Here is a 23,995-nt window from a genome sequence, read left to right as displayed (position 1 = left end):
CTCTGTTGTTCTTATCGATATGACTAAACCGATGTTTAGTTGTTGTTATGGTTTTTAGAGTAGGGTGATTGTGTTGCTTTATTGTTTAGCTGTCGATCGCCATTGTCGATTTCTAGTTGTAGTAGCAAGCCGCTGTGGTCGACCTCTTCTAAGCCGTTATCGACCAGCTTTTGGTATTGCTGATAGGTCTGCTCGACCAGTGGTAATTTCAGTTGTTCGCGATGGGCGGTATCTAAAATGGTCCGCAGATCTTTAAGCTGCACTCGAGAGGTCGCGCCAGGATTGAATTCACGGTCGATCATCCGTTGTCCATGCAGTTCAAGAATGCGGCTGCCGGCAAAGCCCCCTAGCAACGCTTCTCGAACGGCAGCAGGGTCGGCTCCGCCTTCAGCGGCCAACAGCAGTGCTTCTGAAACCGCGCCTATGGTCACGCCGACAATGGCTTGATTGGCGCACTTAGCAAGCTGACCTGAGCCAGCCGGGCCAATATAGGTCGCTTTCCCTAGTGCTGAAAAGACTGTTTGGCAGTCTTCAAAGACGGCGGCATTACCACCGGCCATAATGGAAAGAGTTGCCTGTTCGGCCCCGGCAGTGCCGCCTGAAACCGGCGCATCAAGGTAATTGACCCCCTTGCTCTGCAGTTGTTCGGCGTGCTGGCGGGCCAGTTCGGGAGGGATAGAGCTCATATCAATCACCGTGCTGCCGGCTTTAAATTGCACAGCGGGTGTTGAATTAAACAGCACCTGATCTACGATCGGGCCGTTCTCTAGCATGGTGATAATGATATCGGCATCGGCGATTGCTTCAGCCGGGGTATTGGTAACCTGTGCCCCTAGGTGGGCCAATGCTTCCGCTTTGCTGCGGGTGCGATTCCATAAACAAAGCTGAAAGCCTGCGGTTAATAAATGGCTGGCCATCGGGCGGCCCATCAAGCCGATGCCCAAAAAAGCGATCCGCATCTCTAGCACTCCATTATAGGCAATTAGTAGGTTTTGGTAGTCCGGCAATCTTGCTGGCTAATTTGGCTGGGCTGCCGGGAAAGAGGCTCATCAGGTAGATGCTTTTACCTTTATCGCTACCCAGTTCGTTAGCGACAGCTTTTATCAATGGGCGCATCGCTGGAGACATTTCGAACTGCTGATAGAATTGGCGCAGTACTCGTAGAATCTCCCAGTGGGCCTCTGTGAGCTGGATGGCTTCCTGTGCTGCGAGTTGTTCAGCGACTGCTTCATTCCAATCGTCGAGGTTACGTAGGTAGCCTTCAGGGTCAACAGGAATCGATTGGCCGTTAATCTGTAAATGCTGTGTGTTCATTGTATCGCTAGCCATATCAGAACCAACTGACCACTTTATGGTAGCGGCAACTCAATTCGACAAAGCCATTGTAGTCGATAGCGCCAAAATCTTGATTAAGGTCATGTAAGCCACGGGCCTGTGCATCATCTTTGAGCAGATAGCACTGCACCGCCTTAGGTAGGCGGGTGAAATGCTCAGCATAGGCGGGCACTGCGGCATAAACGCCATTTTCAATTAGCAGTAGGGCATCACCATCACTGATAGCGGACAAGCTATCTTGTAGCGCGCTGCTTTCTGAAGGCGTTTTATTAATCACATGGAGTGTCATCATCAGAAGCTCAATACCTGATCCTGCTGTTTGATCAGTGCGGCAATGCCGCTGGCATCAAGCAGGGTAATCTTTAAGTTAATATCGTCTGGGCGGATGCCTCGCTGGCTGAGAGCTTGGCGACAAACGTACAGTTGGTCGATATCGTACATTTCCAGCATCGCAAGATTCGCTGAAAGGTTTTTCTGACCTATAGCGCCCGCTTGGTGATCCGGTAGCAATTGCCATACCGCATCATCCATATATAGCAGACTCAGTGGTTGTTCAAATACCGATATAGTTAGGGCGACATCTAAAGCGTCTCGGGCGGCACTGCTACCGTAGGGCGCTTTACGATTAATGATCAGGAATGATTTTTTTGTCTCACTCATCTTTAAGCTCCAAACGTCACAACGCGGTCGGACACAATGCCGGCCTCGACCAGTTGGCCTAAACCTGACAGGGTAAAATGGGGGGCTAGATTGTGGCCGCCTTTTTCATAGCGCCGGGCTTCGCCTGCATCCAATACGCCGCGGCGCACTGCAGCGGCAATACAGACGACTAAGTCGAGTTGGTGCTGCTGTGCCAGTGCGGCCCACTCAGCTGGAATATTGGTTTCGTCCTGGGGTGGCGCGGCGAATGCTGAGCCACTATGGACACCGTCGGCGTAAAAAAACACCCGATGAATCTCATGTCCAAGCCCTAAAACACTGCGGCTAAACTGCAACGCGCTAGCGGATGCCTGAGTGCTATATGGTGCGCCGGTAATAACGATTGAAAACTTCATAATATATTGATTTCTGTAAACGAAAAAAGCCCTGCAATCTTATCAGGATTGCAGGGCTTTGTGTGTGCTTTTAAGGCTTAGCAGGGAGCGGTTTATTCGTCTTTAAGAAAACCGATCAAGCTTAGCAGGTGGATGAACAGGTTGAAGATGCTGGTATAGAGGCTCACAGTCGCCATGATGTAGTTGGTGTACGTACCGTTAACAATGTTGCTGGTATCGTACAGAATGAAGCCAGACATCAGCAGTACAACAGCCGCGGACAGCGCTAGATGCATCGCACCAATGTTGACACCAAACATCGGCAAGATCATCAAGGCAACCATCGCCACTAGGACAATAATCAGGCCGGCAGAGAGGAATCCGCCCATAAAGCTGAAATCTTTTTTGCTGGTAAGGACATACGCTGACAGACCTAAGAAGGTTGCGGCAGTCATACCCATCGCAGTCATGACGATTTCACCGCCGTTAGACATACCCAAATAACGATTCAGAATTGGGCCAAGGGCAAAGCCAAACAAGCCGGTGAAGGCAAACACTAACGGCAGTGCCGCCGCGCTGTTTTGTTTTTTCCCGATAACAAACGTCAGGATCATACCGATGATCATTGCGCCTAAAGCCATGAGCATCGGCGGGTTGATGATCATAGAAATACCCGCTGTCACTGCGCTGAACACCAGCGTCATAGATAGCAGCATATAGGTATTGCGAATTACCTTGTTGGTCGACAGTACAGATTGCTCTGAACGGACGGTCATTGTATCGATATTACGCATCTTATCCCTCTGGAAATTAAGGCGTTAGGTGCCATTTAAGTTTATCGGATAGGTTATATATATAGGTTTTTACCAGCATTTCAACCATACAGTGAATAGGTGTTAAAGCCTTTTCCCAGTTTAATGGCTTAACCGACCCTAATAGGGGGGATGTTCCCCGCCTTACGTTACATTGTTAACTTATAAGACACTTGTATCGGCGTTGGGTTCATAGGCAAGGCGATAATTTATTGTTAAGCTGCGCGCCTTGATCCGGCTAGGTAAGTTATAACGATGTACCCCATCCATATACTTTTTGAAGATGAGCATTATTTCGCAATTGATAAACCGGCGGGGTTGCTAGTACACCCGAGTCCGATTGAAAGGCGGGCACCAAATGCGATTGCGCTGATTCGCCAACAGCTGGGTATTAAAGCCTATACAGTGCATCGCCTTGATCGACCGACATCTGGGGTGTTGATCTTCGCTAAATCATCAGTGGCTGCGAATAAGCTTAATATCTGCTTTGCTGAACGGCGGGTACAGAAAACCTACCTCTGTGTCTGTCGAGGTTATACCGACGAGCAGGGGGTGATTGATTATCCGCTAAAAGAGATTCTTGATAAAGTTGCTGATAAGCGGGCTGATCCTAATAAGCCAGCCAAAGAAGCAGTGAGTGAGTATCGCCGCTTGGGCACGGTGGAATTGCCGATTCCAGTGAGCAAATACCCCGCTGCACGTTATTCACTGATTGAAGTGAAGCCCAAAACAGGCCGAAAACATCAGATTCGCCGCCACCTCAAACATATATTTCATCCTTTAGTGGGTGATACCCAGCACGGCGATGGTAAGCATAATACACTGTTTCGGGAGCACTTCGGGCTGGATCGCTTGCTGTTGATGGCAACACGATTGGAGTTTGTACATCCTTTTACCGAACAGCCGGTGATAATTGATGCGCCGGTCACACCTTGGGTCGATCAATTATTCAGTCAATTTGGCTGGCAGGGGCTTTATCCTGCACCTGAAATTACCGAGGATGACAACACTCTTGACTGAGTTGGATAAAATCTGCGGTGAATGAGCAAGGCGTTTTCACTATTCTAAGTCTCAATTTTAGGCCGTATTCTAAGACAGCGGCCTTATCCCCCAAATACTCGAATAAAACTGATGGTTTAATGCCTTTTTCTGCCTATTGACTATTTTTTCGGCGGCACAAATTGCGTATCCTTATCTCATAAACACTCACTCTCTCTACTACCCGTGATGGAATCACCTGAATGACCAACAACACCTCCTTTGCTGAGCGCCTGACCGCTCAGTCTGATCAGCTTAAAATCGGTATTATCGGCGCCATGGATGAAGAGGTCGAACTGCTGAAACAACGGTTGGAGGCACGGCAGGAATACACCATTGCTGGTTATAGTCTCTACACTGGCACCCTGCACGGGGTGGATGTTGTACTACTTAAATCGGGCATCGGTAAAGTCAATGCCGCTATCGGTACTACACTGATGCTGCAAACTTTTCAGCCAACCTGTGTTATTAATACGGGTTCTGCTGGCGGCTTCGCTGAAGAGCTAAACGTGGGTGATGTGGTGATTTGTGATGAAGTACGCCACCACGATGTCGATGTAACGATCTTTGGCTATGAACATGGCCAAGTGCCGGGCTTACCGGCGGGCTTTATGCCGGATAATTTTCTGGCCGATGTTGCTCAGCGCAGTATCGCGCAAATGGATGGCATCAAAACGGTCAAAGGGCTAATCGCGACCGGCGACTCCTTTATGAGCTGTCCAACGCGAGTAGCACAGACCCGTGAGCATTTCCCAACCATGAAAGCGGTTGAGATGGAAGCGGCAGCCATTGCTCAAACCTGTTATCAGTTCGATATTCCGTTTATTGTTATTCGTGCCCTGTCCGACATTGCCGGCAAAGAATCTAATCTATCATTTGATCAGTTTCTACTTGTCGCCGCTAAGCACTCGGCCCAGATGGTTATTGCTATGGTGCAGACCATTGCCAATGAAACCGTGAGCTGATTCGTTTAGCGATTAACTCACACGTAATACTGTTAAAAAATAATCATAAAGAGCAACACACTATGACTAAATCTTTCTATCCGCCGCAGCGCACTTTAATGGGGCCAGGCCCTTCTGATGTAGATCCTCGGGTTCTCGCTGCCTTGGCGCGACCGACCATTGGTCATCTTGATCCTGAGTTCATCCGTATGATGGATGAAGTTAAACAGATGCTGCAGTACGCCTTTAAAACCGAAAGCCCACTGACTATGCCGATTTCGGCGCCTGGGTCTGCCGGTATGGAAGCTTGCTTTGTTAACTTGGTTGAGCCAGGTGATAAAGTCATTGTCTGTCAGAATGGTGTATTTGGCGGGCGGATGAAAGAGAATGTGGAGCGCTTTGGGGCCACTGCGATTATGGTTGAGGACGAATGGGGCAAGCCCGTCGATCCTGCCAAAGTGGAAGCCGCCTTTGCCGCACACAGCGATGTGAAAGTATTGGCGTTTGTGCATGCGGAAACCTCAACCGGGGTGCTCTCTGATGCTAAAACTCTGTGTCAGATCGCTCGTAAACACGGCGCGTTGACTATTGTTGATGCGGTGACATCACTCGGCGGCAGTGAGATAGATGTCGATGGCTGGGGGATTGATGCGGTATATTCAGGCACCCAAAAGTGTCTGTCTTGCCCGCCGGGCATTTCGCCGGTTAGCTTTAACACCCGTGCGATTGAAGTGATTGAACAGCGTAAAAGCAAAACGCCTAGCTGGTTCCTCGATCAAAAATTGGTGATGGGCTATTGGGGTGGCGGCGCTAAACGTGCTTATCATCACACAGCGCCGGTCAACTCACTGTATGCGTTCCATGAGTCACTGGTCATGCTCGAAGAGGAGGGTTTGGAAAATGCTTGGGCCCGTCATCAGCATCATCACAATGCTTTGCGGGATGGACTCGAAGCAATGGGTATCGGCTTTCTCGTTGAAGAGCCGTATCGTTTGCCACAGCTGAACTCAGTATTTGTCCCAGAAGGCATTGATGAAGCTAAAGTACGTAACCGCTTATTGGATGATTACAGCCTAGAGATCGGTGCAGGGCTCGGTGCGTTGGCCGGCAAAGTATGGCGTATCGGCTTAATGGGCAGCGCCTGTAATAAGAAAAATGTCTTACTCTGTCTGAATGCCTTAGAAAACACACTCTCGGCAATGGGTGCGGACATTAAAACGGGTAAAGCTATTCCCGCTGCTGAAGTGATTTATCGTCAGGGTCACTAAGTCCTTTGTTAACAAGGGCATTTGCATCTGTCTAAAGCCACCTCGCCAAGACGATAAATAATCGTTTCGATGGGGGGTGGCATCCTTACTCCGTATCCAGCATCTGTCGTACCGCTTTTATATTCGCGGGGTGATCCCACTCGCGGGCACCGACGATCTTTTCAATGAGTTCTCCCTTTTGATTAACCAGAAAGCTGGCGGGCATGCCGGCGATCTTGAGCTGTGAGAACGCGATGCCTTTGTCATCGAGATAAACCGGTAGGTCGAAGTTGAACGTCTGGTTGGCAAAAAACGCGTTTACGGTTGCTTGGCTTTGTCCCAGGTTAATGGCAATAACCTGAAATTCTTTCGGATCGAACTGCTGCTGGAGACGCTGTAAAGAGGGCATCTCTTCAACGCAGGGTGGGCACCAAGTGGCCCAGAAATTCACTAACACTATGCGTCCCTGATACTGGTTTAGATCAACCGCTTGGTTGTTGGTATCACTCAGCTGTAGCTGGTCATAAAACGACTCAGAGGCAAAGGACGGACTAACGGCGAGGCTGCAAAGCATGACAATCAGAAGCTTGGCGCAGCGTCTTAGTGGCTGATAGCGTGCTTGAGGCGCTGTTTGGTAGGAGTAAATCACGCGGGACGGTGGCATTATTTGGCCCTGAAAATTAAAGGTGTTTGAATATATATCATTAGCATAGAATAGTCTGATCATAACAATAGTCAGCCTTAGGGTGGAGTGGGAAGCGTATGAAAGTTGCATTTATCGGCCTGGGAGTGATGGGCTATCCAATGGCGGGTCATTTGGCCAATGCCGGACATGAGGTCACTGTTTATAATCGTACGGCGACAAAAGCCGACCAGTGGTGTCAGGAATATAAAGGTAAAAGTGCTGTTACCCCAGCAGAAGCGGCCCGTGATGCCGAGATTGTCTTTACCTGTGTCGGGAATGATAACGACCTGAGATCAGTAGTTACCGGTTCTCAGGGTGTGTTTAGTAGTATGGCGCAAGGTGCCATTTTGGTTGATCACACCACCGCATCTGCAGAAATAGCCCGTGAGTTGGCCGTTGTTGCTGCAGAGCAAGGGCTGGAATTTATTGATGCGCCGGTGTCTGGTGGTCAAGCGGGTGCTGAAAACGGCGTGCTCAGTATTATGATCGGTGGTGAGCCTGCCATCTTCGATAAAGTGATGCCGGTGATCGATTGCTATGCAAAATCAGCTAAGTTGCTGGGGCCTGCCGGGTCGGGTCAGCTAGCGAAAATGGTTAATCAGATCTGTATCGCAGGATTGGTGCAAGGCTTGGCCGAAGGCGTGCATTTTGCTAAGCAGGCGGGGCTCGATGCCTCAGCCGTATTTGATGTAATCCAGCACGGTGCTGCGGGATCGTGGCAGATGAGCAATCGCCATCAGACCATGATCGATGATCAGTTTGATTTCGGCTTTGCCGTCGACTGGATGCGCAAAGACCTTAATATTACCCTCGACGAAGCGCGCCGTAACGGTGCCCAACTGCCAGTAACGGCGTTAGTCGATCAGTTTTATGCCGAAGTGCAAAAGCTGGGCGGTAACCGCTGGGACACTTCTAGCTTGGTTAAACGCTTGGAAAAATGAGGCGATTTGATTGATTCGGGTAGGCAGCAGCGATGTGTTGAAATGTTGCTTACCTTAGTCAGGCGCTCGTGGCTGTCTGAAGCGATATATCGTAGTGCCGAGGAATAGATCTTTAGACTATTGTGCCTGAGAATGGATGCTCTATAATCGCGCCTAATAACTAAAAATATATAACCACATAAATTATCCGCATTTCATTATTGCGGTAACACATGAGGACAGTTCTATGGCCGATAAATACAGTATGATCTCTTTTGTACCGAGCATGGTAATCGTTGCAGCAATGGTAGTAGGTAGCTTCGTTGCTGTTCACTACCTACGTAAGTGCATGGCAAAAGATGCTGCTAAGGCAGCACAGCGCGCTGATTAATTCAGGCGTATTTTAAAAAAGCAGCCAGGCGCTGCTTTTTTTATGCCTGCCATTTATGCGATGGTTAATAATTAAGCTTTAAGGTTCCAATTATCGGGCACGATAAAACCGCGATCGATTTCTCGCCAAACGGTGGTGTTGGCTTCCCGCTGTAGTCGGGCGATCAATGTTGGGGTGGTGATCCCCTCTGTTCTTTCTACGAGTTCAGGGCAGGAGAGCGTTTCTTGAAAGTTGCAGCGTGCCGATGCCAGCCAGCGCGGTTTCATTAGTAGCACATACTGATACTGATTACCGAGTGAAGCGACGGCCGCCGCTCTGATCCACCAACCTTTCAAGTGATCCGGGCTAATGGGTATCGGCGGGTGATAATCTTGCCAGTGGGCATAGGGGTAAAACAGATAACCACGTAGCAGTAATGAGTGCCGTTCGGGTAGCAGGCCAAGGGCTGTGGCTCGATCTTTACCCGCCTCGGTCAGGGATAGCTGCAGTTGATGACCGGTGAGACGCTGCCATTTTTTATCCAATCGATCGGAGCGGTTAGGGCCAATAAAATCGTCCAGTGCGCAGTGATTAGGGTCTTCTGAGGTGCATAGATAAAACTTTACGGCGGCTTCAAGGTGGGCTTTTATGCCATCTTTAAGAGCCATCAGAAAGTCATATTCACCCACGGTCGTTTTGTCTCTTGAAACTTGTATATTACATTTAAGATCAGTGGGTTGTATAAATGTGCTAAGATAGATTCTAATCAAATCTTCAAAGTAATAACCGAGTCTAAACTTCGCCTGTTGGCGTAATGCGTTAAGCAGTGGTTGGGGATTGCGATCCAGGTCGGCAAGGTATTCATCGATGGCAGGGTGATTGAATAACCAATCCGGCAACTGCTTGTGTGGTAACTGCATCAACGAGGGACTATGGATTAGCCAGTGGAGATCGCGAATGATCTCATGCTGATAGACCGAAGCGGATTGATGAGCGGAAACGAGACGGTCATCAGATGGATGATTTGAAGATTGGCTCATAGCTTAAATATTCACATTAATGTGAAAAGCTCATAAAGTAATAAGATATCATTAACTCTACTCCACTTTTTTCAGGATGTCTCATGGCAGCAAATAAACGCGCGGTTGATTTGAATCATTCACTCACGGAGAAGGATCGCCATCCCCTGATGAGCGATTCTGATATCAACACCATTATGCTCAATGGCGCAATGATCTCCCTCTCTAAGTTGAAACGGGCGCAAAGCTTTAATGCCCGGCTCTATTACTATGCTGAAATCAGTGTGTATTTGGAGGTTAGTCTGTCACGGGGGGCCGGCATTTCAGATGATACCCGTCAGCAATTGGAAGAAATTCATCGCGAAGCTACCCATTTTCATATGGATGCTAATAAGTTATTGAATCTCCTTGAGGAGTAGAAGGGCGCGCAGTTAGAATAGCCGCATGAATGATACTTCTGATAATGACTCCCTCGCGGCGCTGAATAGCCAATCAGATCAGCCCGTCGCTGCATCTTTTGATAGCAAGGAGTTTCTCTCCCGTTTAACTCGCCGGCCCGGCATCTATCAGATGTTTAACCGTGAGGGAGAGATTCTCTATGTCGGTAAAGCGAAAAACCTTAAGAACCGTGTCAGCAGCTATTTTCGGCCCACTGGGCTAAATATTAAAACCCAGGCGCTCGTCAGTCGGATTGCTGATATTCAGGTGACGGTAACGAATAGCGAAACCGAAGCGCTGCTGCTCGAACAGAACCTAATTAAAACCAATCGTCCGCCCTATAATATTTTATTGCGTGATGATAAATCCTATCCCTACATCTTTGTCTCAACTGGTCAGGAATACCCTGCGGTGCGCTTTCATCGCGGCGCAAAGCGGCAGAAAGGGCGCTATTTCGGCCCATTCCCCAGTAGCGGTGCGGTACGCGATAGTCTTGCGATTATGCAGCGAGTGTTTCGTATACGTCAGTGTGAAGAGAGTTTTTTTAAAAACCGTTCACGTCCTTGCTTGCAATACCAGATTAAGCGTTGCAGTGCGCCTTGTGTGGGCCTGCCGACAGCCGAAGCGTATCAGACAGATATACGTCATGCGATGATGTTTTTGGAAGGTAAGAACAGCACTATTATGAACGAGCTGGCTGAGCAGATGGAGCAGTCTTCCCAGGCGCTGGATTTTGAAAATGCGGCTATTTATCGGGATCAGATTTCCAGCCTACAGCAAGTGCAAGAGCAGCAGCATGTGAGTGGCCAAACCGGCGATGCTGATGTGATTGGTTGTGCACAGCAATCGGGTTCCGTTTGTATGCATATGCTGTTTGTACGTGGTGGTCGAATAATCGGCAGTAAGGTTTATCATCCCCGTTTTGGTATTGAAGAGACACATCAGGAATTGCTATCGGCCTTTATCGCCCAGTGGTATCTCGGTGGAGGCCGTGAAATTCCGCCGGTATTGATTACCGTTGAGGAAGCCGCCGATCATGATGTTTTAGAGGAAGCTCTTAGCGAACGGGGCGGGCGTAAAGTAACCCTCGTTCACCGGGTGCGCTCTGACAAAGCAGCGTGGCAAAAACTCGCGCAAACCAATGCCGAGCAAAATCTACAAAGTCACCTCGCCAGCAAACAGAGTATTTATAATCGCTATCTGGCACTGCAAGAGGCTTTGCAGTTGGATGCGATCCCGCAGCGGATGGAATGTTTCGACATCAGTCATAGCTCGGGTGAAGCGACCGTGGCTTCCTGCGTGGTGTTTGATCGTAACGGTCCACTGAAATCTGACTATCGTCACTTTAATATCGAAGGCATTACCGGTGGTGATGATTATGCAGCGATGCATCAGGCGTTAACTCGCCGCTATACTCGGTTAAAAAAAGGTGAAGGCAAGCTGCCCGATATTCTTTGGATTGATGGCGGTAAAGGGCAGGTGGCCCAAGCGGTCGAAGTGTTGGCTGAGTTGCAGATAGAAGAAGTGCTGATTGTGGGGGTGGCCAAAGGAAGTGATCGTAAAGCCGGGCTAGAAACCTTGATCATGGGGGATAGTGGTGTCGAAATTGCGCTGCGCGCGGATTCTCCCGCACTGCATCTGATCCAGTATATTCGTGATGAATCGCACCGGTTTGCAATTACAGGCCACCGTGCTAGACGTGGTAAAGCGCGGCGTAAATCGTCTCTCGAAGGCATTCCCGGCGTTGGTCCGAAACGACGGCGGGAGCTGCTGAAGCATTTTGGTAGTGTGCCATCGATAGAGACAGCAAGTGTTGAAGAAATTGGAAAAGTCTCTACTATAAGCCGCAAAATTGCAGAAGATATTTATGCAGCGCTACATCACGACCCTTAAATCACAATGAATACCGTGGTTATGGTCGTTCTACTCACTCAAGTTCCATTGAACAGGAAAATTTGAACATCAATGAAAATACCCAATATCCTGACATTGCTGCGCATCATTCTGATTCCTGTATTTGTTTTAGTCTATTACTTACCCTACGCTTGGGGCCCGATGGCCGCGGCGTTCGTATTTGCCTTCGCCGCAGTAACGGATTGGTTTGATGGCTATTTGGCTCGTAAACTAAACCAGACATCGCCCTTTGGTGCATTTCTCGACCCGGTCGCGGATAAGCTCATGGTGGCGACTGCGTTGGTGTTATTGGTGGATACCTATTCCGTTTTTTGGATTACCGCCCCGGCGATTGTGATTATTAGCCGAGAGATTGTAATTTCGGCGTTGCGAGAGTGGATGGCGGAATTAGGCAAGCGTGCGAACATTGCGGTTTCTTATGTCGGCAAGTTAAAGACCGCACTACAAATGCTGTCTATCATGATTATGCTGGGCTTTGAGCCCTATACAACATTGGCGTGGGTCGGTATTGGTGCGCTCTATTTGGCATCGGTGTTGACCCTTTGGTCGATGTACATCTATCTAAAGGCGGCATGGCCAGACCTGACCGAAGATATTTGATCAATCGTTATACAGATCTAACTTATTAATCTGATTGCACTTTTTTACACTGAAAAGTTGTTGACATAAAAGGAGAGCTGTCTATAATACGCACCACTTCTTAGGAAGACGCGGAATTAGCTCAGTTGGTAGAGCGGAACCTTGCCAAGGTTCAGGTCGTCGGTTCGAGCCCGATATTCCGCTCCAATTCTTGCGATATAGCAGGGTTGGATGGTAAATTAGTTTACCAATTAGGCGCGGTGGCAGAGTGGTCATGCAGCGGACTGCAACTCCGTGAACGCCGGTTCGATTCCGACCCGCGCCTCCATGTTTTATGTTTGCCCGGATGATGGAATCGGTAGACATAGGAGACTTAAAATCTCCCGACTGAAAGGTCGTGCCGGTTCAAGTCCGGCTCCGGGCACCATTTGTTACTCGATACTAATCGACAGTAAGTGGTGATTAAGCAAGTGATGCGGAATTAGCTCAGTTGGTAGAGCGGAACCTTGCCAAGGTTCAGGTCGTCGGTTCGAGCCCGATATTCCGCTCCAGCTTCACTTGTTATTCTTTTCTATACCTCTTCGATATACCTCATTTATGAATATATATTTCTGACTTTAATAGTTTAGAAATTAGTTCTGTGTTTCAGTCCTTTCTTGTCATCTCTCCTTGCTAGTCACTGCTCAACAGGTTCGTCCTACAGGCTTGATTGCAAAAATAACTATACTCTGGGCCTTGCCGGGTTTATCGGTTAAAGCGCATCAATGCTTCGATTTTATAGAGAATCTAGCTTTAGGCTGGGGTTCAGGTATTCGTTGTTAAAGAGAGCGGTGGCGATCGCCTAAGCGATCGCGCGAGGGGGTGTTGTGTTATTGATCGCGAAAGATTTCGAGCGTGGTATCGAGCATTCTGTTGGAGAAGCCCCACTCATTGTCATACCAAGCAAATACTTTAACGAGTCCGTCCATCACATGGGTCTGATTACTATCGAGAATAGATGATGCTGGATGGTGGTTAAAATCCACCGATACTAATGGAAGCTCATTATACTCGAGTATATTTTTTAAGCTGCCTAGTGATGCTTGTCGCATCAATTGATTGATCTCCTCGACTGAGGTTTTACGACTAGGTTTAAAGCACAGGTCGACGAGTGATACGTTGGCTGTTGGTACTCGCACGGCAAGTCCTGTCAGTTTGCCTTTAAGCTCAGGCATTACAATGCCAACGGCCTCGGCGGCGCCGGTACGAGTCGGGATCATTGATAGGCCGGCGGCACGCGCGCGATAGATATCATTACTGTAAACATCCAGCAGGTGCTGGTCGTTTGTATAGGCGTGAATGGTCGTCATGATTCCTTCGGTAATGCCGATATTGTCGTTTAAAATTTTGGCGACAGGCGCTAGACAGTTAGTGGTGCAGGATGCGTTGGAAATGACTCGATGCTCTGATGTTAGGGTGTCGTGGTTGACACCGTAAACAATGGTTGCGTCGGCATTCTTGGCGGGCGCTGAAACGAGCACACGCTTGGCGCCTTGGTCTAGATGGACAGCGGCGGCGTCGCGGCTGGTGAAATGCCCTGTACATTCATAAACAATATCAATATCCAGCTCAGCCCATGGTAGGGCATGAGGGTCGGCTTGGTTCACGATTTGAATGATATCGCCGGCGACGGTCATGGTGTTTCCTTCGGCGCTCACTGGGAAGTTAAAATGTCCATGCACACTGTCAAACTCAGTGAGATGGGCGTTGACCTTGCTATCGCCAAGATCATTAATGGCAATAATCTTAATTTGTTCACTCTTGCCTGATTCGTAAAGGGCGCGCAGAATATTGCGCCCGATGCGACCATAACCATTAATTGCGACTCTAATCGGCATGGCGTGCTCCTGATGTTGCATAAGTATAATTTCAGCATAAAACGATAATCGTATAATGCAATGTTGGCGGCTAATTAAAGTCAAAACGATTGTTTGACTAAGAAGTCTCGGTTAACGCAAGGCGATTAGGCGTATAGCGGTAGTAACCAAAGGATAGTACTGGCTGCAAAAGACTTAGTGGGTTAATATCAATACCTAATATGTATTGTGTATTTTTAATATCAATGTGATCCGCTAATGACGCCAACAACACTGCCAAAAACCTATGAAAAAGTATTTGAGATTGCTGATAAGCTTCTCGCTGAAGGGCGCAAGCCGACCCAGCAGATGGTGCGTAATGAGTTGGGTTCCGGCAGTCTAACGACCATTAATAAAGCACTGAACGATTGGTGGCAAGGGCTGGGGAAGCGACTGCTGGAGCAAAATGCCCGCCCCGATATTCCTGAGCCGGTTTTTGTAAGTGCTAATACACTCTGGCAGCAGGCGCTGGCCTATGCCGAACACCAATTATCTGGCGAACGGGAGCAACTGCAACAGCATTATGAAGCGCTTGAAGCGGAGCTAAAAGGGCAGCAATCGGCGGGCCGTTATGATCTACGTCGTCTTCAGGACTTATCCGACAAACTAATGGCTGAAAATCAGCGCAACCTTGCGTATATTGCTGAGCTACAAAAAAAGCAGCTCGCACAGGATGAGCGTGAGATGCGGCTTGAGGCGCAAAACCGCGATTTTAATCGTCAGGTCAAAGAGTATGAGATAACGCTTGAGCAGCTAGAGCGTAGTGGTGGCGGTAATCAGCAGCAGGAATTACTGGAGTATCGGCATAAAACTCAGTACCTTGAAGGAGAGTCTGCTCGGCTAGAAAAACAGTTGCTGACCTTGCAAGATGAAAACCGTCAGCTCAGAGACTCGCTATTTGCTGTCGAACGCAGCAGCATCAAAGAGAAGCATCAGCTTGAGCAAGTCATTAGTCAGCAGGATCTGCGCTATCAAGAGCTAGAGCAGCGACTCTCCTCAGGGTCAGCTGAACCCCTGCTAGAAGCCAGGTTAAAAGAAAAAGAGAGTGAAGTTGAACGGCTTCATTCTTTATTAGAAAACTTTAAGTTAAAGTCATAATTTATTGAATTATAGGGATTATGGATACATATCTGGATAAAGGCTCTGCGTACGGAGAGATTCTTGAGGGGATTAAAAGTTGCGATCCTGACGGGTCTGTTTGTTGTACGGATGAAGCGGTGTTTAATCTTGGCAAGATCGTTTTGGTTAAAGAAAAACTTGCAGGCATTACGTTACAGCTGGTCGATGAGCAAGGCTATGCGATACGTCAGGTAACGAGTAAGCGGCCCGCTGACGATAAGCCCAGCGATCGACACCTAAGCACACGCCAGGCGGCGGTCATCAGAGCGCTTGAGAAGGTGTTGATGCACTGTAAGAAAGAGGGTATTCAGCTAGTAGGCTACAGTGACGAACTGGTTGCGATGCCGGTGGTGGTGCGCTCAGATGATGTTTCACCAGCGGTAGCGTTGGACATTGAGACTCACGGTGTCTATCGGGGCGCGGATAGCATGATCGAAAGCGATAACAATTGATCTGATCGCTATATTCTTGATGATTGATTGGTATAATCACTGAATATGATAATCAAATGGATCTGAGTTAGACATGAGTGCGATCAAAGTATTATTAGTCGATGATCATCCTGTTGTTAGGGCGGGGTTTCAGCGCTTATTAGATAATGATAGCCAGATTGATATCATTGCTGAGGCCAGCAGTGGCCAAGAGGCCGTAGAGAAGTATTTTTCAAAGCGCCCGGATGTGGTGATTATGGACCTATCCATGCCAACGGATCCTGCTGATAGTGGTGGTATCCAGGTCTATGGCGGCCTCGAAGCAATTCGTGTTATCCGCGCCAAGGATCCTGACGCCCGCGTACTGGTGTTGACCGTTATGGAAAACCAGCCATTTCCAGCCCATGTAGTGCAGGCTGGAGCCTCTGGTTATCTAACCAAGCGCTGCGCGCCTGACGAGTTATTAAAGGCCGTGCATATGATTTCAGAAGGGCGCACGTACTACGCGGAAAGTATCCGGGATATGATTGTTCCCGGTGGTAACGATTCCGGTTCACCCTTTGTCAAACTCACTAAACGTGAATTCCAGGTGTTCTCTTGCTTAGCGCAAGGACAGTCTGCGGCACATATTGCCGAAGAGATGTTTCTCAGCCCTAAAACCGTTCACGCTCATCGTGCTAATATTCTGCGCAAACTGAGTATCAATAACAATTCTGAACTTGTACATCTGGCAATTCGACATAATATTGTAGAAGCCTGAAAAATCTGTTTCGGGCTGCGAATAGCTTATTAGTAGTTGCTGCTGCTGGGTTGTTCCTACATGTTTATCTGAGGCCCAATTTATGTATAGTCAGGATCAATCTGAGCTTATCCTCGAAGCTGATTTCCTTTGGCGTGAAATAAACGTCGGTGATGAAATCTATCTTGATGCCGATTTTTATAACGCTAATCGACGCTTGTTATGTCGGGGGGCGCCATACCAAGTACTTGCTAAAATGGACAAAACCTGTGGTGCTCAGGAGTTGATTGTACAGTCCTATGAAACCCAAGAACTGGTCGCTGTATCGCCATATTTAGTGTGTAATTATGAGTGTCCAGAGCAGCCCGTTTTAATCTCATAAGCGCCAAGTTAGCCTCCTTGAAAGCGCTCTCCGATAGAGTGCTTAGACAGTTCCAAACTGCTAATTCCTACCACCTCAATCCTTTCCAAATATACACCCTTAAACCTAGCTAAGTGCTTAGAGTAGGCTGCTATTGAGAGTCTAGCTTTATATCCACTAGCGTTTGAATTTCATGAAGTTTAAAAGTAATTCAGAGCATGCATGTGCAACATAAGCTTTGGCGATGATGGCTGCCAAAAGCGTCGAAATTTTCACATAGTGCACGCTGATTCTTAGCGTTAATTCCTTTAGTAATGCCAAATTGAAGTGAGTAATAGCAGTCTCTAAAACATCCAAATAGCGGTGATTTCTATAATTATATAACTTCGTATAATGTATATTATGTTAAATAGAATAATTATTAATCGAACTACCTGAGCAGGTTATGCCGTCTTGCTCCACCTCTACTCTATTTAACGTAATCTAAGTTATGGGTAGTAGATTTATTCTTGTCACCTACCGAGTAGATTGTTCTATATCCTGTTAATTCTGTTTGAATTATTTGAGCGTATGTAGAGGATGTTGTTGTTTTGCATTGGTGCGAAAATCAGTCGTGCGGAGAAGCCCGCTAAATCTTTTTTCGTGGGTAATAAGCCTGGTTTCAGGCACACAGCGCACATCATTTTTTAATGCTGCTATTCCGTCAGCGGACAACTGTCAGCTTGCTGTGTTTTGTCATGAATGAGCCTGAGTGTTGCCTGACTATGCCAAGAGCGGTTTGTTACTTGTTAATCGTTACGATGACCTACTCGACGCTAAAGTCGCTAATCGCCTTGAGCGGCATTCTGTAAACGTAGACCTGCTCGTTACCCAGCGGCTTAACTCTTCTCTTAAACTTATGAGTCACGAGGACCAAACAGTTTTCAGGTGAGCGTTACTGTTTAGCAACCTGAGACAGTCACCCCATTGTTAGATCTCAACATGTTAACGATCGAATAGTCCTGGGAAGAAATATTTTCAGTCATCAGATAGCCGACAGCGAAACTCAATGACTGCTACTTTGGAGTTGAATTAGCGCTTTGCTTGATGATCTTTGTGTGATGACGGCAAGAATAGCAAAAGTGAAATGGTTAAGTTAATGCCATGCTAATCAGTCGCACAGTCGATTAAGATTGAGGATCTGGTAGTCATGGTTGGTTTGAGTATTCCAGAGCGAAACCTCAGCATAAGGTAATCATGCTAGTCGTAAACGCAGTTATAAGACATTGTGTCTCACTTCCAGTAGTAGACACTACTGGAAGTGAGATCGTCTAATCGCTATAATAGCGTCCATCCTACATTGCTCATTGAGGCTCAAGCCCGTGTCGAACAAAAACTTTCCCGGCATACCCTTGTTTGATTCTGCTAAACACTTTAATCAGATTCCTCGCAACGCGACATTTCCCGATCAGTCACCTGCGGTTGAGGACTTTGTATTAAACGTTGGTGTTGATGATGCAATAGATGATTACCGCTATACCAAAGACTTTCTCTGTAGCTATAGTAAGAAAAGTCGAGATACCTATGATAAGTTCAGAGGCGATGCTGAGCGGCTTCTCCTTTGGGCTTGGTTAATCAAAAAGCGATCCATTGCCACATTGCGGCGTCGTGATTTGGAAGAATACATGGACTTCGTTGCCAAGCCTGACCCTTTATGGCAATCACAACATATTGAAAAACGCTTTATTGATAGCCATGGACGGCGTCAGCCGAACCCTAACTGGCGACCCTTTCGTCTTGTTGGTGCAGGCATGGGCAGACTCAACACAAAATCCTGGCAAGGTTTGTTCTCTAATATCAGTGTGCTGTTTAACTATCTAATGGCTGAAGATTATGCTCCAGGCAACCATATTCCGATTGTGAAGAAAAACTGCCCCTATCTACGTCAAGAAACCGGTATCAACACCGCTCGTCGCTTATCCGAATTGCAGTGGGAATATCTGCTCAGTGCCGCTAAGGCGATGGCTGATGGTGATGCCGAACATGAAAGAACACTGTTTGTGGTGGCCACGCTTAAATCCCTTAAGTTACGTATTTCTGAGCTTTCTGAACGACCTAACTGGTTGCCGGTGATGTCCCACTTTCATCGGGATCACGAGGGCAACTGGTGGTTTCGCACCTATGGTAAAGGCTCTAAAGAACGGGATGTGTCGATTTCTAACGAATACATTCAATTCCTACAGCGCTACCGTCTTTATCGAGGTCTGAGCCCCCTTCCCTCAAAAGACTCCTCAGAGCCGGTGATTGAGTCTCGTGTTAAAAATCGAGGCATTGGTAGTCGTCAGTTGCGTAACATCGTTGAATGGGCGCTGCAAGAAGGTTGTCATGCCCTTATTCAGGATGGCTTTGATGTCGAGGCTTCAGAACTTCGTGCTGCTACCACCCATTGGTTAAGACACACCGGTGCTTCAATGGAAGTGGCAGCCGGTCGTAACCTTGCACATGTTCAAGCTGATCTAGGCCACGGCAGTATCAGAACCACCGATGAGCTTTATGTTGATTCTGACAATATGGAACGGGCTTCGAGCGCCAAAGATCAAGGTGTTTAAGTAATGGATTATTAATCTTTATAATCATACAACTACATTGATTTATTTATGTTAATTATTGCTTTTTCTACGGTTACTTGTCTGTTTTTTGGACGTTGTTGCTGTTATTTTCTAGCCCAAAGTATTAATCCCTAAATAAGCCTTTCCGGTTAGCGCTATTGGTGCTCTAGCGCAATGTTATCTATAAAACGGCATCTTTTTATTCCCGTTTTTCCTGCGTTTATCGCGTTTTTTTTCAACAAAAACAATCACTAATAATACTGTTCCTCGATTAAGTTTCGATTGCGAAATAATGATATTCATCTACTATTGTTAGGGTATGACTAGAGCAAAGGATTCTTTATGTCAGAGTTAGAATTATTCCACTTCTCGGAAGACTCAAGCTTCAGTGAAGTGGCCGCCTCACCTTGGAAAGTGCTTAGTGTCGAGGATGATGTTACCTACCAAGCGTCTCTAATCTATAGCTTAAAAGATTTAACTGTTTACGGTCGTCCGGTCGAGGTGTTAACCGCTAACTCTATTAGTGAAGCGGCTGAGGTTATTTCCCATAACAGCGATATCTGCGTCATTCTGCTTGATGTGGTTATGGAAGAAGATGATGCTGGCTTAAGGTTGGCTGGGACTATTCGAGATGTTCTGGGTAATTCAACGGTGCGCATTATACTCGTCACGGGGCAACCAGGGATGGCGCCCCGTAATGAGGTTATGGCCCAATATGATATTGACGAATACTGGAATAAATCTGATCTAGTGCAGGATACCCTGCATACTGTGGTTAGCAGTCATATCCGTACTTGGCGTTATCTTTCAGAGCTGATTGAGGCCAAGCATGGCCTACAGATGGTGGTTGATGCAGCCCGTAGTATCAGCAACAAGCAAAACCTAACCAGCTTTACTGAAACGGTTCTTAATGAAATCGGGCGTATCATTGGGATTCAGCAAGGCGGCATTGTTTGCTTCTCCTATCAGGGAGGTCAGTTCTCCCCTGATGCCCGAATACTCGCTGTCAGTGGCAGCTTTAGTGACTCTGGTCAAAAATATAAACGCCTTGCAGAACTGCAACTCGAAGAATATCACCCGGCATTTGTTATGGCTTCTGCCGAACGCCGCCACCTGTTCAATGAAAACTATACCGTGTTGCATTTCGATACACCGAAAGTCGACACCACCCATTATATGTTATTGGTGCGCACCAGTAACAAACTCACCGATAGCCATATCAATCTGCTGCAAGTTTTCAGTGAAAATATCAACAGTGGCTTTACGGCGGTGGCTTTGGTTAACCGCTTAACTGATCTTGCTTATCGTGATCAGGTGTTGAAATCCTATAATCGTAACTGGCTGTTGCGTGAGTTATCAGCCATGACCCTTGAGGAAAAGCAGCAAAGTGAACTTATGGTCGTTGTCATTAATGACTTTACCGGCATGATGGTGACTTTTGGCGAGCGTTACTGTGAAGATATCTTGGCCGCCCTACTCAGTAATATCTACACCCTTTTTCCTAATAATGTTATCGCCCGTACGGGTGACTGCACTTTTGCTATGCTGCTGGGTAAAGATAAAACCCTGAGTGAAGAGCATCTGCTCAACATTATCGATCAACGATTGACCCTCAATCATACCATTCATCGCTTAACCTTAACTGCTGCGCGGGTCGATCTCAGCCTGCTGACGGAACTTAAGGCCGAACAGATCCTACAACTTTCTGAATCGACCGTGAATATGGCTCACCTTAAGGGGCTACGGGTGATTAACTATGAGCCGGAAATATTAGGCTCAATCTTGGCTAGTCACCACCTGCTAATGGATCTGCATAATGCTATCGATCATCATGAATTTTTCATTATGCTGCAGCCCAAAGTTCATATGGGTAGTGGCAAAGTAGCCGGTTTTGAAGCCTTACTTCGCTGGCGTAAATCCGATGGACAGATTATTCCACCGGATCGTTTTATTCCTCTCGCTGAAACAGCAGGTCTCATTAGTCACCTTGATCTTGAGGCGGCTAAGCAAACCATAGCTGCGGCCACCCTGATACAGCAGGCCGGTTTTAACCTACCCATATCGTTCAATGCCAGTTGTGCCGACTTAAACCAGAAAGATTATGTCGATACCTTGTTAGATATGATTGTCGCCAGTGGTCTTGATGGTCGATTACTCGATATCGAGGTAACTGAATCAAGTGCGATGCTCAATTATGAGTTTATTAATCCAATTCTCAAACGGTTTTCTGATCGTGGGCTTGGAGTGAGTATCGATGATTTTGGTACCGGCTATTCATCCCTCGCTCATGTGGCTAACTTGGCGGCAACCACCTTAAAAATCGATAAAAGCTTTATCGACCATCTGGGTGAGGATAGTGCTGGCGATCATGTGGTTGAAATGGTGGTTCAACTCGGTGAGCAATTTGGTTTTACCATTGTGGCAGAGGGCGTTGAAACGGAAATTCAGCGGCAACACTTGTTGAGTCGAGGGTGCCATATTGCCCAAGGGTATCTATTTGCCCATCCGATGCCTGTCGATGAAGCGCTTGAGTGGCTGAGGGCACAGCAGAATCTATGAATACATCGGTCTCAAGGATTGACACCGCTCAAGCGAGTGATGCCCAGGAATGGCAACAACGGTTTAACCGTAAGCGTCTGACTTTTGCCGCTGCATTAGTTTTATTTGCACTACTCAGTGGCGTGATGCTGTACAACACTATCAAAGAGGAGCGCACCACGGCGCTACGAGAGCAGCATGAAGAACAGATCACCCTTGCGGTCATTGATATTAACCGAGAGCTAGGTGATATACGCAATATTCTGCGGTTGCTTTCAACCGATAGCGATATCTTGGACAGCTTGTCGCAACCCTCCCCTGACATCAACCGTATTGCAACGGTGTTTAATCAGTTTGGCCGAGCGGTTGATCACCTTTTGCAGGTGCGCTGGCTTGATAGCCGGGGTTATGAGCGTGTCAGAGTCAATATCAATAAGGGCAAAACCGAAATCGTCACGGCGAGTGCCTTGCAGGACAAAAGTAATCGGTATTATTTTCAAAGTGCCATGCAGGTGCTTCCGCCAAACATCTATATCTCACCAATTGATTTAAATATCGAAAACGGCCAAATCGTCAAACCTTTTCAACCGGTGGTGCGCATTGGATTTCAAACCACTGACGCAGATGGGTTACAGCCTGGCGTACTGATGATTAATTACGATCTCACAACGCTGATTGCGCAAATTAGAGCGTTGAGCACCGAACATGCTGAGATTATGTTGGTGGATGCTTGGGGTAACTGGTTAGAACACCCCAATACGGATCTTGAATGGGGTGCGCTGCTAGGCCAACCCAAGCATAGCCTCAAGCTAACCGACCCACAGCTCTGGTCACGTATTAGCCGTGAGAAAAGTACCATCCTTCAACCTTACAACGGTGAGCTATATAGTTCCCGGCGAATCACTCTTTCCAGCAAAGATGCGCCCGAGGTAGCTGAAAACGTTTATATGGTGGTTTGTACTCCAGGCGAGATGGTCAAAGATATTCAATGGGCAGCGCTTCAGCCTACCCTATTGCTCGAACTATTTATTCTCTTGGTGGGTGGACGCATATTGTGTCGTGATTTCAGTATGCAAAATAGTTTGCATGATTTAACCCAAACACTGGAGCATGAGAAGCATGAGCTTAAACTACTTAATGATGAGCTAGATAGTTCATTATCGAGGCAACAGCTATTACAAAACGAACTGGTTGAAACTCGTAAATTATCGTCATTGGGAATGATGGTAGCAGGTGTTGCCCATGAGCTAAATACGCCGATTGGAGGGGCTGTTATTGCTAATTCAAGTTTACAAAGCTTGCACCGTTCGTTGAAACAATCCATCAATGAGGGGCTTAGTCGCCAAGCGCTCGACAACTATTTAATGAATACCGATGAAGGACTAAAGCTGGTTGATACCAACCTAAAAAGGGCCGCGGGTTTAGTTAAGAGTTTTAAACGGCTGGCATTGGATCGAGCCAATGAAGAGGTGCTTGCGTTCAGTCTGACTCAGGTGGTCAACGACCTGCTTTGCACCCTTAGTCCTAAAATTAAAAAATCCCCCACCCGAATAACCAACCATATCGAAACCGAGTTCACCCTGATTGGCTATCCCGGCATCGTTTCTCAGATTTTACAAAACCTTATCATTAATGCCCTCACCTATGGTACGGCGGCTATGCAAGGCGGCGAAATCATCTTAGATGCCAAACTCAAACATGATTGGGTGGTTATCACAGTGACAGACAATGGCAGTGGTGTCGCTTTAGAGCTAAGAGATAGCTTGTTTGATCCCTTTGTTACCAGTGGTCGTGGCTTGGGCCATACTGGGCTAGGATTACATCTAGTGCATCAATGGGTGACGGATTTAATGCATGGCCGAATTAGTATTGAATACCCCGATGCCGGTGGCACCCGCTTCGTCATTGAACTGCCACAACAAATAGAAGCAAGACCCCAATGTATTTAGCATGTGCGCTCACACCGAGTCCATAGAACATGATTTAGCG

Annotated in this window: 24 protein-coding genes and 4 tRNA genes; 19 read left to right on the top strand and 9 right to left on the bottom strand. The window is 47.3% G+C overall.

The features are described from left to right. Positions 1 to 35 precede the first annotated feature (35 nt). From AC0L4K_RS09270 to AC0L4K_RS09245, 6 genes are all read right to left on the bottom strand, one after another. Entirely contained in the window at positions 36 to 959 is a 924-nt protein-coding gene (locus AC0L4K_RS09270; protein WP_473269038.1) for an NAD(P)-dependent oxidoreductase, read from the bottom strand. A 13-nt stretch (positions 960 to 972) separates the two neighbouring features. Continuing rightward, positions 973 to 1,329, bottom strand: a complete 357-nt coding sequence (locus tag AC0L4K_RS09265; RefSeq protein ID WP_417223181.1) for a TusE/DsrC/DsvC family sulfur relay protein — start codon at positions 1,327 to 1,329, stop codon at positions 973 to 975. Position 1,330: 1 nt separating this feature from the next. Beyond that, positions 1,331 to 1,627 carry a sulfurtransferase complex subunit TusB gene (tusB, locus tag AC0L4K_RS09260; protein WP_417223184.1) on the bottom strand — a complete coding sequence of 99 codons (297 nt, stop codon included), beginning with the start codon at positions 1,625 to 1,627 and terminating at the stop codon, positions 1,331 to 1,333. Next, a complete protein-coding gene (tusC, locus tag AC0L4K_RS09255) occupies positions 1,627 to 1,995 on the bottom strand; it encodes a sulfurtransferase complex subunit TusC (protein WP_417223186.1) in 369 nt (122 codons plus the stop codon). Before tusC ends, tusB begins: the two co-directional genes overlap by 1 nt. Before the next feature lie 2 nt (positions 1,996 to 1,997). Continuing rightward, positions 1,998 to 2,390 carry a sulfurtransferase complex subunit TusD gene (gene tusD, locus AC0L4K_RS09250; RefSeq protein WP_417223188.1) on the bottom strand — a complete coding sequence of 131 codons (393 nt, stop codon included), beginning with the start codon at positions 2,388 to 2,390 and terminating at the stop codon, positions 1,998 to 2,000. A 92-nt stretch (positions 2,391 to 2,482) separates the two neighbouring features. After that, positions 2,483 to 3,163, bottom strand: coding sequence for a Bax inhibitor-1/YccA family protein (locus AC0L4K_RS09245; RefSeq protein ID WP_417223190.1), 681 nt, complete (start codon positions 3,161 to 3,163; stop codon positions 2,483 to 2,485). A gap of 273 nt (positions 3,164 to 3,436) precedes the next feature. Between AC0L4K_RS09245 and AC0L4K_RS09240 the strand changes: the two genes are divergently transcribed. The 3 genes from AC0L4K_RS09240 to AC0L4K_RS09230 all read left to right on the top strand — a co-directional run bounded on the left by AC0L4K_RS09240 (position 3,437) and on the right by AC0L4K_RS09230 (position 6,431). Continuing rightward, positions 3,437 to 4,201, top strand: coding sequence for a pseudouridine synthase (locus AC0L4K_RS09240; protein ID WP_417223192.1), 765 nt, complete (start codon positions 3,437 to 3,439; stop codon positions 4,199 to 4,201). 221 nt (positions 4,202 to 4,422) lie between these two features. Next, complete coding sequence (gene mtnN, locus AC0L4K_RS09235; RefSeq protein ID WP_417223195.1) at positions 4,423 to 5,184, top strand: 5'-methylthioadenosine/S-adenosylhomocysteine nucleosidase; 762 nt, start codon at positions 4,423 to 4,425, stop codon at positions 5,182 to 5,184. Between the two features lie 62 nt (positions 5,185 to 5,246). After that, on the top strand, positions 5,247 to 6,431 hold the full coding sequence (locus AC0L4K_RS09230) for a pyridoxal-phosphate-dependent aminotransferase family protein (RefSeq protein ID WP_473269037.1): 1,185 nt from the start codon (positions 5,247 to 5,249) through the stop codon (positions 6,429 to 6,431). Between the two features lie 85 nt (positions 6,432 to 6,516). Here the strand turns inward: AC0L4K_RS09230 and AC0L4K_RS09225 are convergent, their stop codons facing one another. After that, positions 6,517 to 7,074, bottom strand: a complete 558-nt coding sequence (locus tag AC0L4K_RS09225) for a TlpA disulfide reductase family protein (protein WP_417223200.1) — start codon at positions 7,072 to 7,074, stop codon at positions 6,517 to 6,519. 98 nt (positions 7,075 to 7,172) lie between these two features. Between AC0L4K_RS09225 and AC0L4K_RS09220 the strand changes: the two genes are divergently transcribed. Beyond that, positions 7,173 to 8,036, top strand: coding sequence for an NAD(P)-dependent oxidoreductase (locus AC0L4K_RS09220; RefSeq protein WP_473269036.1), 864 nt, complete (start codon positions 7,173 to 7,175; stop codon positions 8,034 to 8,036). A 226-nt stretch (positions 8,037 to 8,262) separates the two neighbouring features. Next, entirely contained in the window at positions 8,263 to 8,406 is a 144-nt protein-coding gene (locus AC0L4K_RS09215) for a hypothetical protein (protein WP_417223204.1), read from the top strand. A gap of 71 nt (positions 8,407 to 8,477) precedes the next feature. On the opposite strand, the gene AC0L4K_RS09210 is transcribed toward AC0L4K_RS09215, so the two are convergent. Then, positions 8,478 to 9,425, bottom strand: a complete 948-nt coding sequence (locus AC0L4K_RS09210; RefSeq protein WP_417223206.1) for a DUF1853 family protein — start codon at positions 9,423 to 9,425, stop codon at positions 8,478 to 8,480. A gap of 83 nt (positions 9,426 to 9,508) precedes the next feature. Between AC0L4K_RS09210 and AC0L4K_RS09205 the strand changes: the two genes are divergently transcribed. From AC0L4K_RS09205 to AC0L4K_RS09175, 7 genes are all read left to right on the top strand, one after another. Next, a complete protein-coding gene (locus AC0L4K_RS09205; protein WP_417223208.1) occupies positions 9,509 to 9,823 on the top strand; it encodes an excinuclease ABC subunit C in 315 nt (104 codons plus the stop codon). Positions 9,824 to 9,848: 25 nt separating this feature from the next. Further along, positions 9,849 to 11,735 carry an excinuclease ABC subunit UvrC gene (gene uvrC, locus AC0L4K_RS09200; RefSeq protein ID WP_473269033.1) on the top strand — a complete coding sequence of 629 codons (1,887 nt, stop codon included), beginning with the start codon at positions 9,849 to 9,851 and terminating at the stop codon, positions 11,733 to 11,735. Between the two features lie 72 nt (positions 11,736 to 11,807). Further along, the gene (gene pgsA, locus AC0L4K_RS09195) at positions 11,808 to 12,356 is read left to right on the top strand and encodes a CDP-diacylglycerol--glycerol-3-phosphate 3-phosphatidyltransferase (RefSeq protein WP_417223214.1); all 549 of its coding nucleotides are present in this window, start codon (positions 11,808 to 11,810) and stop codon (positions 12,354 to 12,356) included. Between the two features lie 110 nt (positions 12,357 to 12,466). After that, a tRNA-Gly gene (locus AC0L4K_RS09190) sits at positions 12,467 to 12,542 on the top strand. Positions 12,543 to 12,589: 47 nt separating this feature from the next. Beyond that, positions 12,590 to 12,663, top strand: a tRNA-Cys gene (locus tag AC0L4K_RS09185). 12 nt (positions 12,664 to 12,675) lie between these two features. After that, positions 12,676 to 12,762 (top strand) — tRNA-Leu (locus AC0L4K_RS09180). Between the two features lie 48 nt (positions 12,763 to 12,810). Further along, positions 12,811 to 12,886 (top strand) — tRNA-Gly (locus AC0L4K_RS09175). A gap of 318 nt (positions 12,887 to 13,204) precedes the next feature. Here AC0L4K_RS09175 and gap read toward each other — a convergent pair. Further along, positions 13,205 to 14,212 (bottom strand): type I glyceraldehyde-3-phosphate dehydrogenase, encoded by a 1,008-nt coding sequence (gap, locus tag AC0L4K_RS09170; protein WP_473269031.1) that lies wholly within the window; start codon positions 14,210 to 14,212, stop codon positions 13,205 to 13,207. Positions 14,213 to 14,449: 237 nt separating this feature from the next. Here gap and AC0L4K_RS09165 point away from each other — a divergent pair, with 237 nt between their 5' ends. The 7 genes from AC0L4K_RS09165 (at position 14,450) to AC0L4K_RS09135 (ending at position 23,955) form a co-directional block, all read left to right on the top strand. Beyond that, positions 14,450 to 15,328: a DNA-binding protein gene (locus tag AC0L4K_RS09165; RefSeq protein ID WP_473269030.1), complete on the top strand. Its 879-nt coding sequence runs from the start codon at positions 14,450 to 14,452 to the stop codon at positions 15,326 to 15,328. 20 nt (positions 15,329 to 15,348) lie between these two features. Beyond that, complete coding sequence (locus tag AC0L4K_RS09160; protein ID WP_417223221.1) at positions 15,349 to 15,801, top strand: response regulator; 453 nt, start codon at positions 15,349 to 15,351, stop codon at positions 15,799 to 15,801. Between the two features lie 73 nt (positions 15,802 to 15,874). Beyond that, positions 15,875 to 16,540, top strand: a complete 666-nt coding sequence (locus AC0L4K_RS09155) for a response regulator (protein WP_417223223.1) — start codon at positions 15,875 to 15,877, stop codon at positions 16,538 to 16,540. 82 nt (positions 16,541 to 16,622) lie between these two features. Next, the gene (locus tag AC0L4K_RS09150) at positions 16,623 to 16,901 is read left to right on the top strand and encodes a hypothetical protein (protein WP_417223226.1); all 279 of its coding nucleotides are present in this window, start codon (positions 16,623 to 16,625) and stop codon (positions 16,899 to 16,901) included. Positions 16,902 to 18,241: 1,340 nt separating this feature from the next. Further along, the gene (locus AC0L4K_RS09145; protein ID WP_473269028.1) at positions 18,242 to 19,468 is read left to right on the top strand and encodes a tyrosine-type recombinase/integrase; all 1,227 of its coding nucleotides are present in this window, start codon (positions 18,242 to 18,244) and stop codon (positions 19,466 to 19,468) included. Positions 19,469 to 19,810: 342 nt separating this feature from the next. Then, the gene (locus AC0L4K_RS09140; protein WP_473269027.1) at positions 19,811 to 22,027 is read left to right on the top strand and encodes a GGDEF/EAL domain-containing response regulator; all 2,217 of its coding nucleotides are present in this window, start codon (positions 19,811 to 19,813) and stop codon (positions 22,025 to 22,027) included. Then, entirely contained in the window at positions 22,024 to 23,955 is a 1,932-nt protein-coding gene (locus AC0L4K_RS09135) for a sensor histidine kinase (RefSeq protein WP_473269026.1), read from the top strand. The genes AC0L4K_RS09140 and AC0L4K_RS09135 overlap by 4 nt, the downstream gene beginning before the upstream one ends. The last annotated feature ends 40 nt before the right edge of the window (positions 23,956 to 23,995 follow it).

The organism is Amphritea sp. GJ51-11, assembly GCF_055808735.1.
Note: the sequence above shows the minus strand (reverse complement) of the source record. Positions and strands in the feature narration are given on the sequence as shown.

Coding starts and splice junctions, on each gene's coding strand:
- AC0L4K_RS09270 (WP_473269038.1), bottom strand. CDS start 959: ATGCGGATCGCTTTTTTGGGCATCGGCTTGATGGGCCGCCCGATGGCC.
- AC0L4K_RS09265 (WP_417223181.1), bottom strand. CDS start 1,329: ATGGCTAGCGATACAATGAACACACAGCATTTACAGATTAACGGCCAA.
- tusB (WP_417223184.1), bottom strand. CDS start 1,627: ATGATGACACTCCATGTGATTAATAAAACGCCTTCAGAAAGCAGCGCG.
- tusC (WP_417223186.1), bottom strand. CDS start 1,995: ATGAGTGAGACAAAAAAATCATTCCTGATCATTAATCGTAAAGCGCCC.
- tusD (WP_417223188.1), bottom strand. CDS start 2,390: ATGAAGTTTTCAATCGTTATTACCGGCGCACCATATAGCACTCAGGCA.
- AC0L4K_RS09245 (WP_417223190.1), bottom strand. CDS start 3,163: ATGCGTAATATCGATACAATGACCGTCCGTTCAGAGCAATCTGTACTG.
- AC0L4K_RS09240 (WP_417223192.1), top strand. CDS start 3,437: ATGTACCCCATCCATATACTTTTTGAAGATGAGCATTATTTCGCAATT.
- mtnN (WP_417223195.1), top strand. CDS start 4,423: ATGACCAACAACACCTCCTTTGCTGAGCGCCTGACCGCTCAGTCTGAT.
- AC0L4K_RS09230 (WP_473269037.1), top strand. CDS start 5,247: ATGACTAAATCTTTCTATCCGCCGCAGCGCACTTTAATGGGGCCAGGC.
- AC0L4K_RS09225 (WP_417223200.1), bottom strand. CDS start 7,074: ATGCCACCGTCCCGCGTGATTTACTCCTACCAAACAGCGCCTCAAGCA.
- AC0L4K_RS09220 (WP_473269036.1), top strand. CDS start 7,173: ATGAAAGTTGCATTTATCGGCCTGGGAGTGATGGGCTATCCAATGGCG.
- AC0L4K_RS09215 (WP_417223204.1), top strand. CDS start 8,263: ATGGCCGATAAATACAGTATGATCTCTTTTGTACCGAGCATGGTAATC.
- AC0L4K_RS09210 (WP_417223206.1), bottom strand. CDS start 9,425: ATGAGCCAATCTTCAAATCATCCATCTGATGACCGTCTCGTTTCCGCT.
- AC0L4K_RS09205 (WP_417223208.1), top strand. CDS start 9,509: ATGGCAGCAAATAAACGCGCGGTTGATTTGAATCATTCACTCACGGAG.
- uvrC (WP_473269033.1), top strand. CDS start 9,849: ATGAATGATACTTCTGATAATGACTCCCTCGCGGCGCTGAATAGCCAA.
- pgsA (WP_417223214.1), top strand. CDS start 11,808: ATGAAAATACCCAATATCCTGACATTGCTGCGCATCATTCTGATTCCT.
- gap (WP_473269031.1), bottom strand. CDS start 14,212: ATGCCGATTAGAGTCGCAATTAATGGTTATGGTCGCATCGGGCGCAAT.
- AC0L4K_RS09165 (WP_473269030.1), top strand. CDS start 14,450: ATGACGCCAACAACACTGCCAAAAACCTATGAAAAAGTATTTGAGATT.
- AC0L4K_RS09160 (WP_417223221.1), top strand. CDS start 15,349: ATGGATACATATCTGGATAAAGGCTCTGCGTACGGAGAGATTCTTGAG.
- AC0L4K_RS09155 (WP_417223223.1), top strand. CDS start 15,875: ATGAGTGCGATCAAAGTATTATTAGTCGATGATCATCCTGTTGTTAGG.
- AC0L4K_RS09150 (WP_417223226.1), top strand. CDS start 16,623: ATGTATAGTCAGGATCAATCTGAGCTTATCCTCGAAGCTGATTTCCTT.
- AC0L4K_RS09140 (WP_473269027.1), top strand. CDS start 19,811: ATGTCAGAGTTAGAATTATTCCACTTCTCGGAAGACTCAAGCTTCAGT.
- AC0L4K_RS09135 (WP_473269026.1), top strand. CDS start 22,024: ATGAATACATCGGTCTCAAGGATTGACACCGCTCAAGCGAGTGATGCC.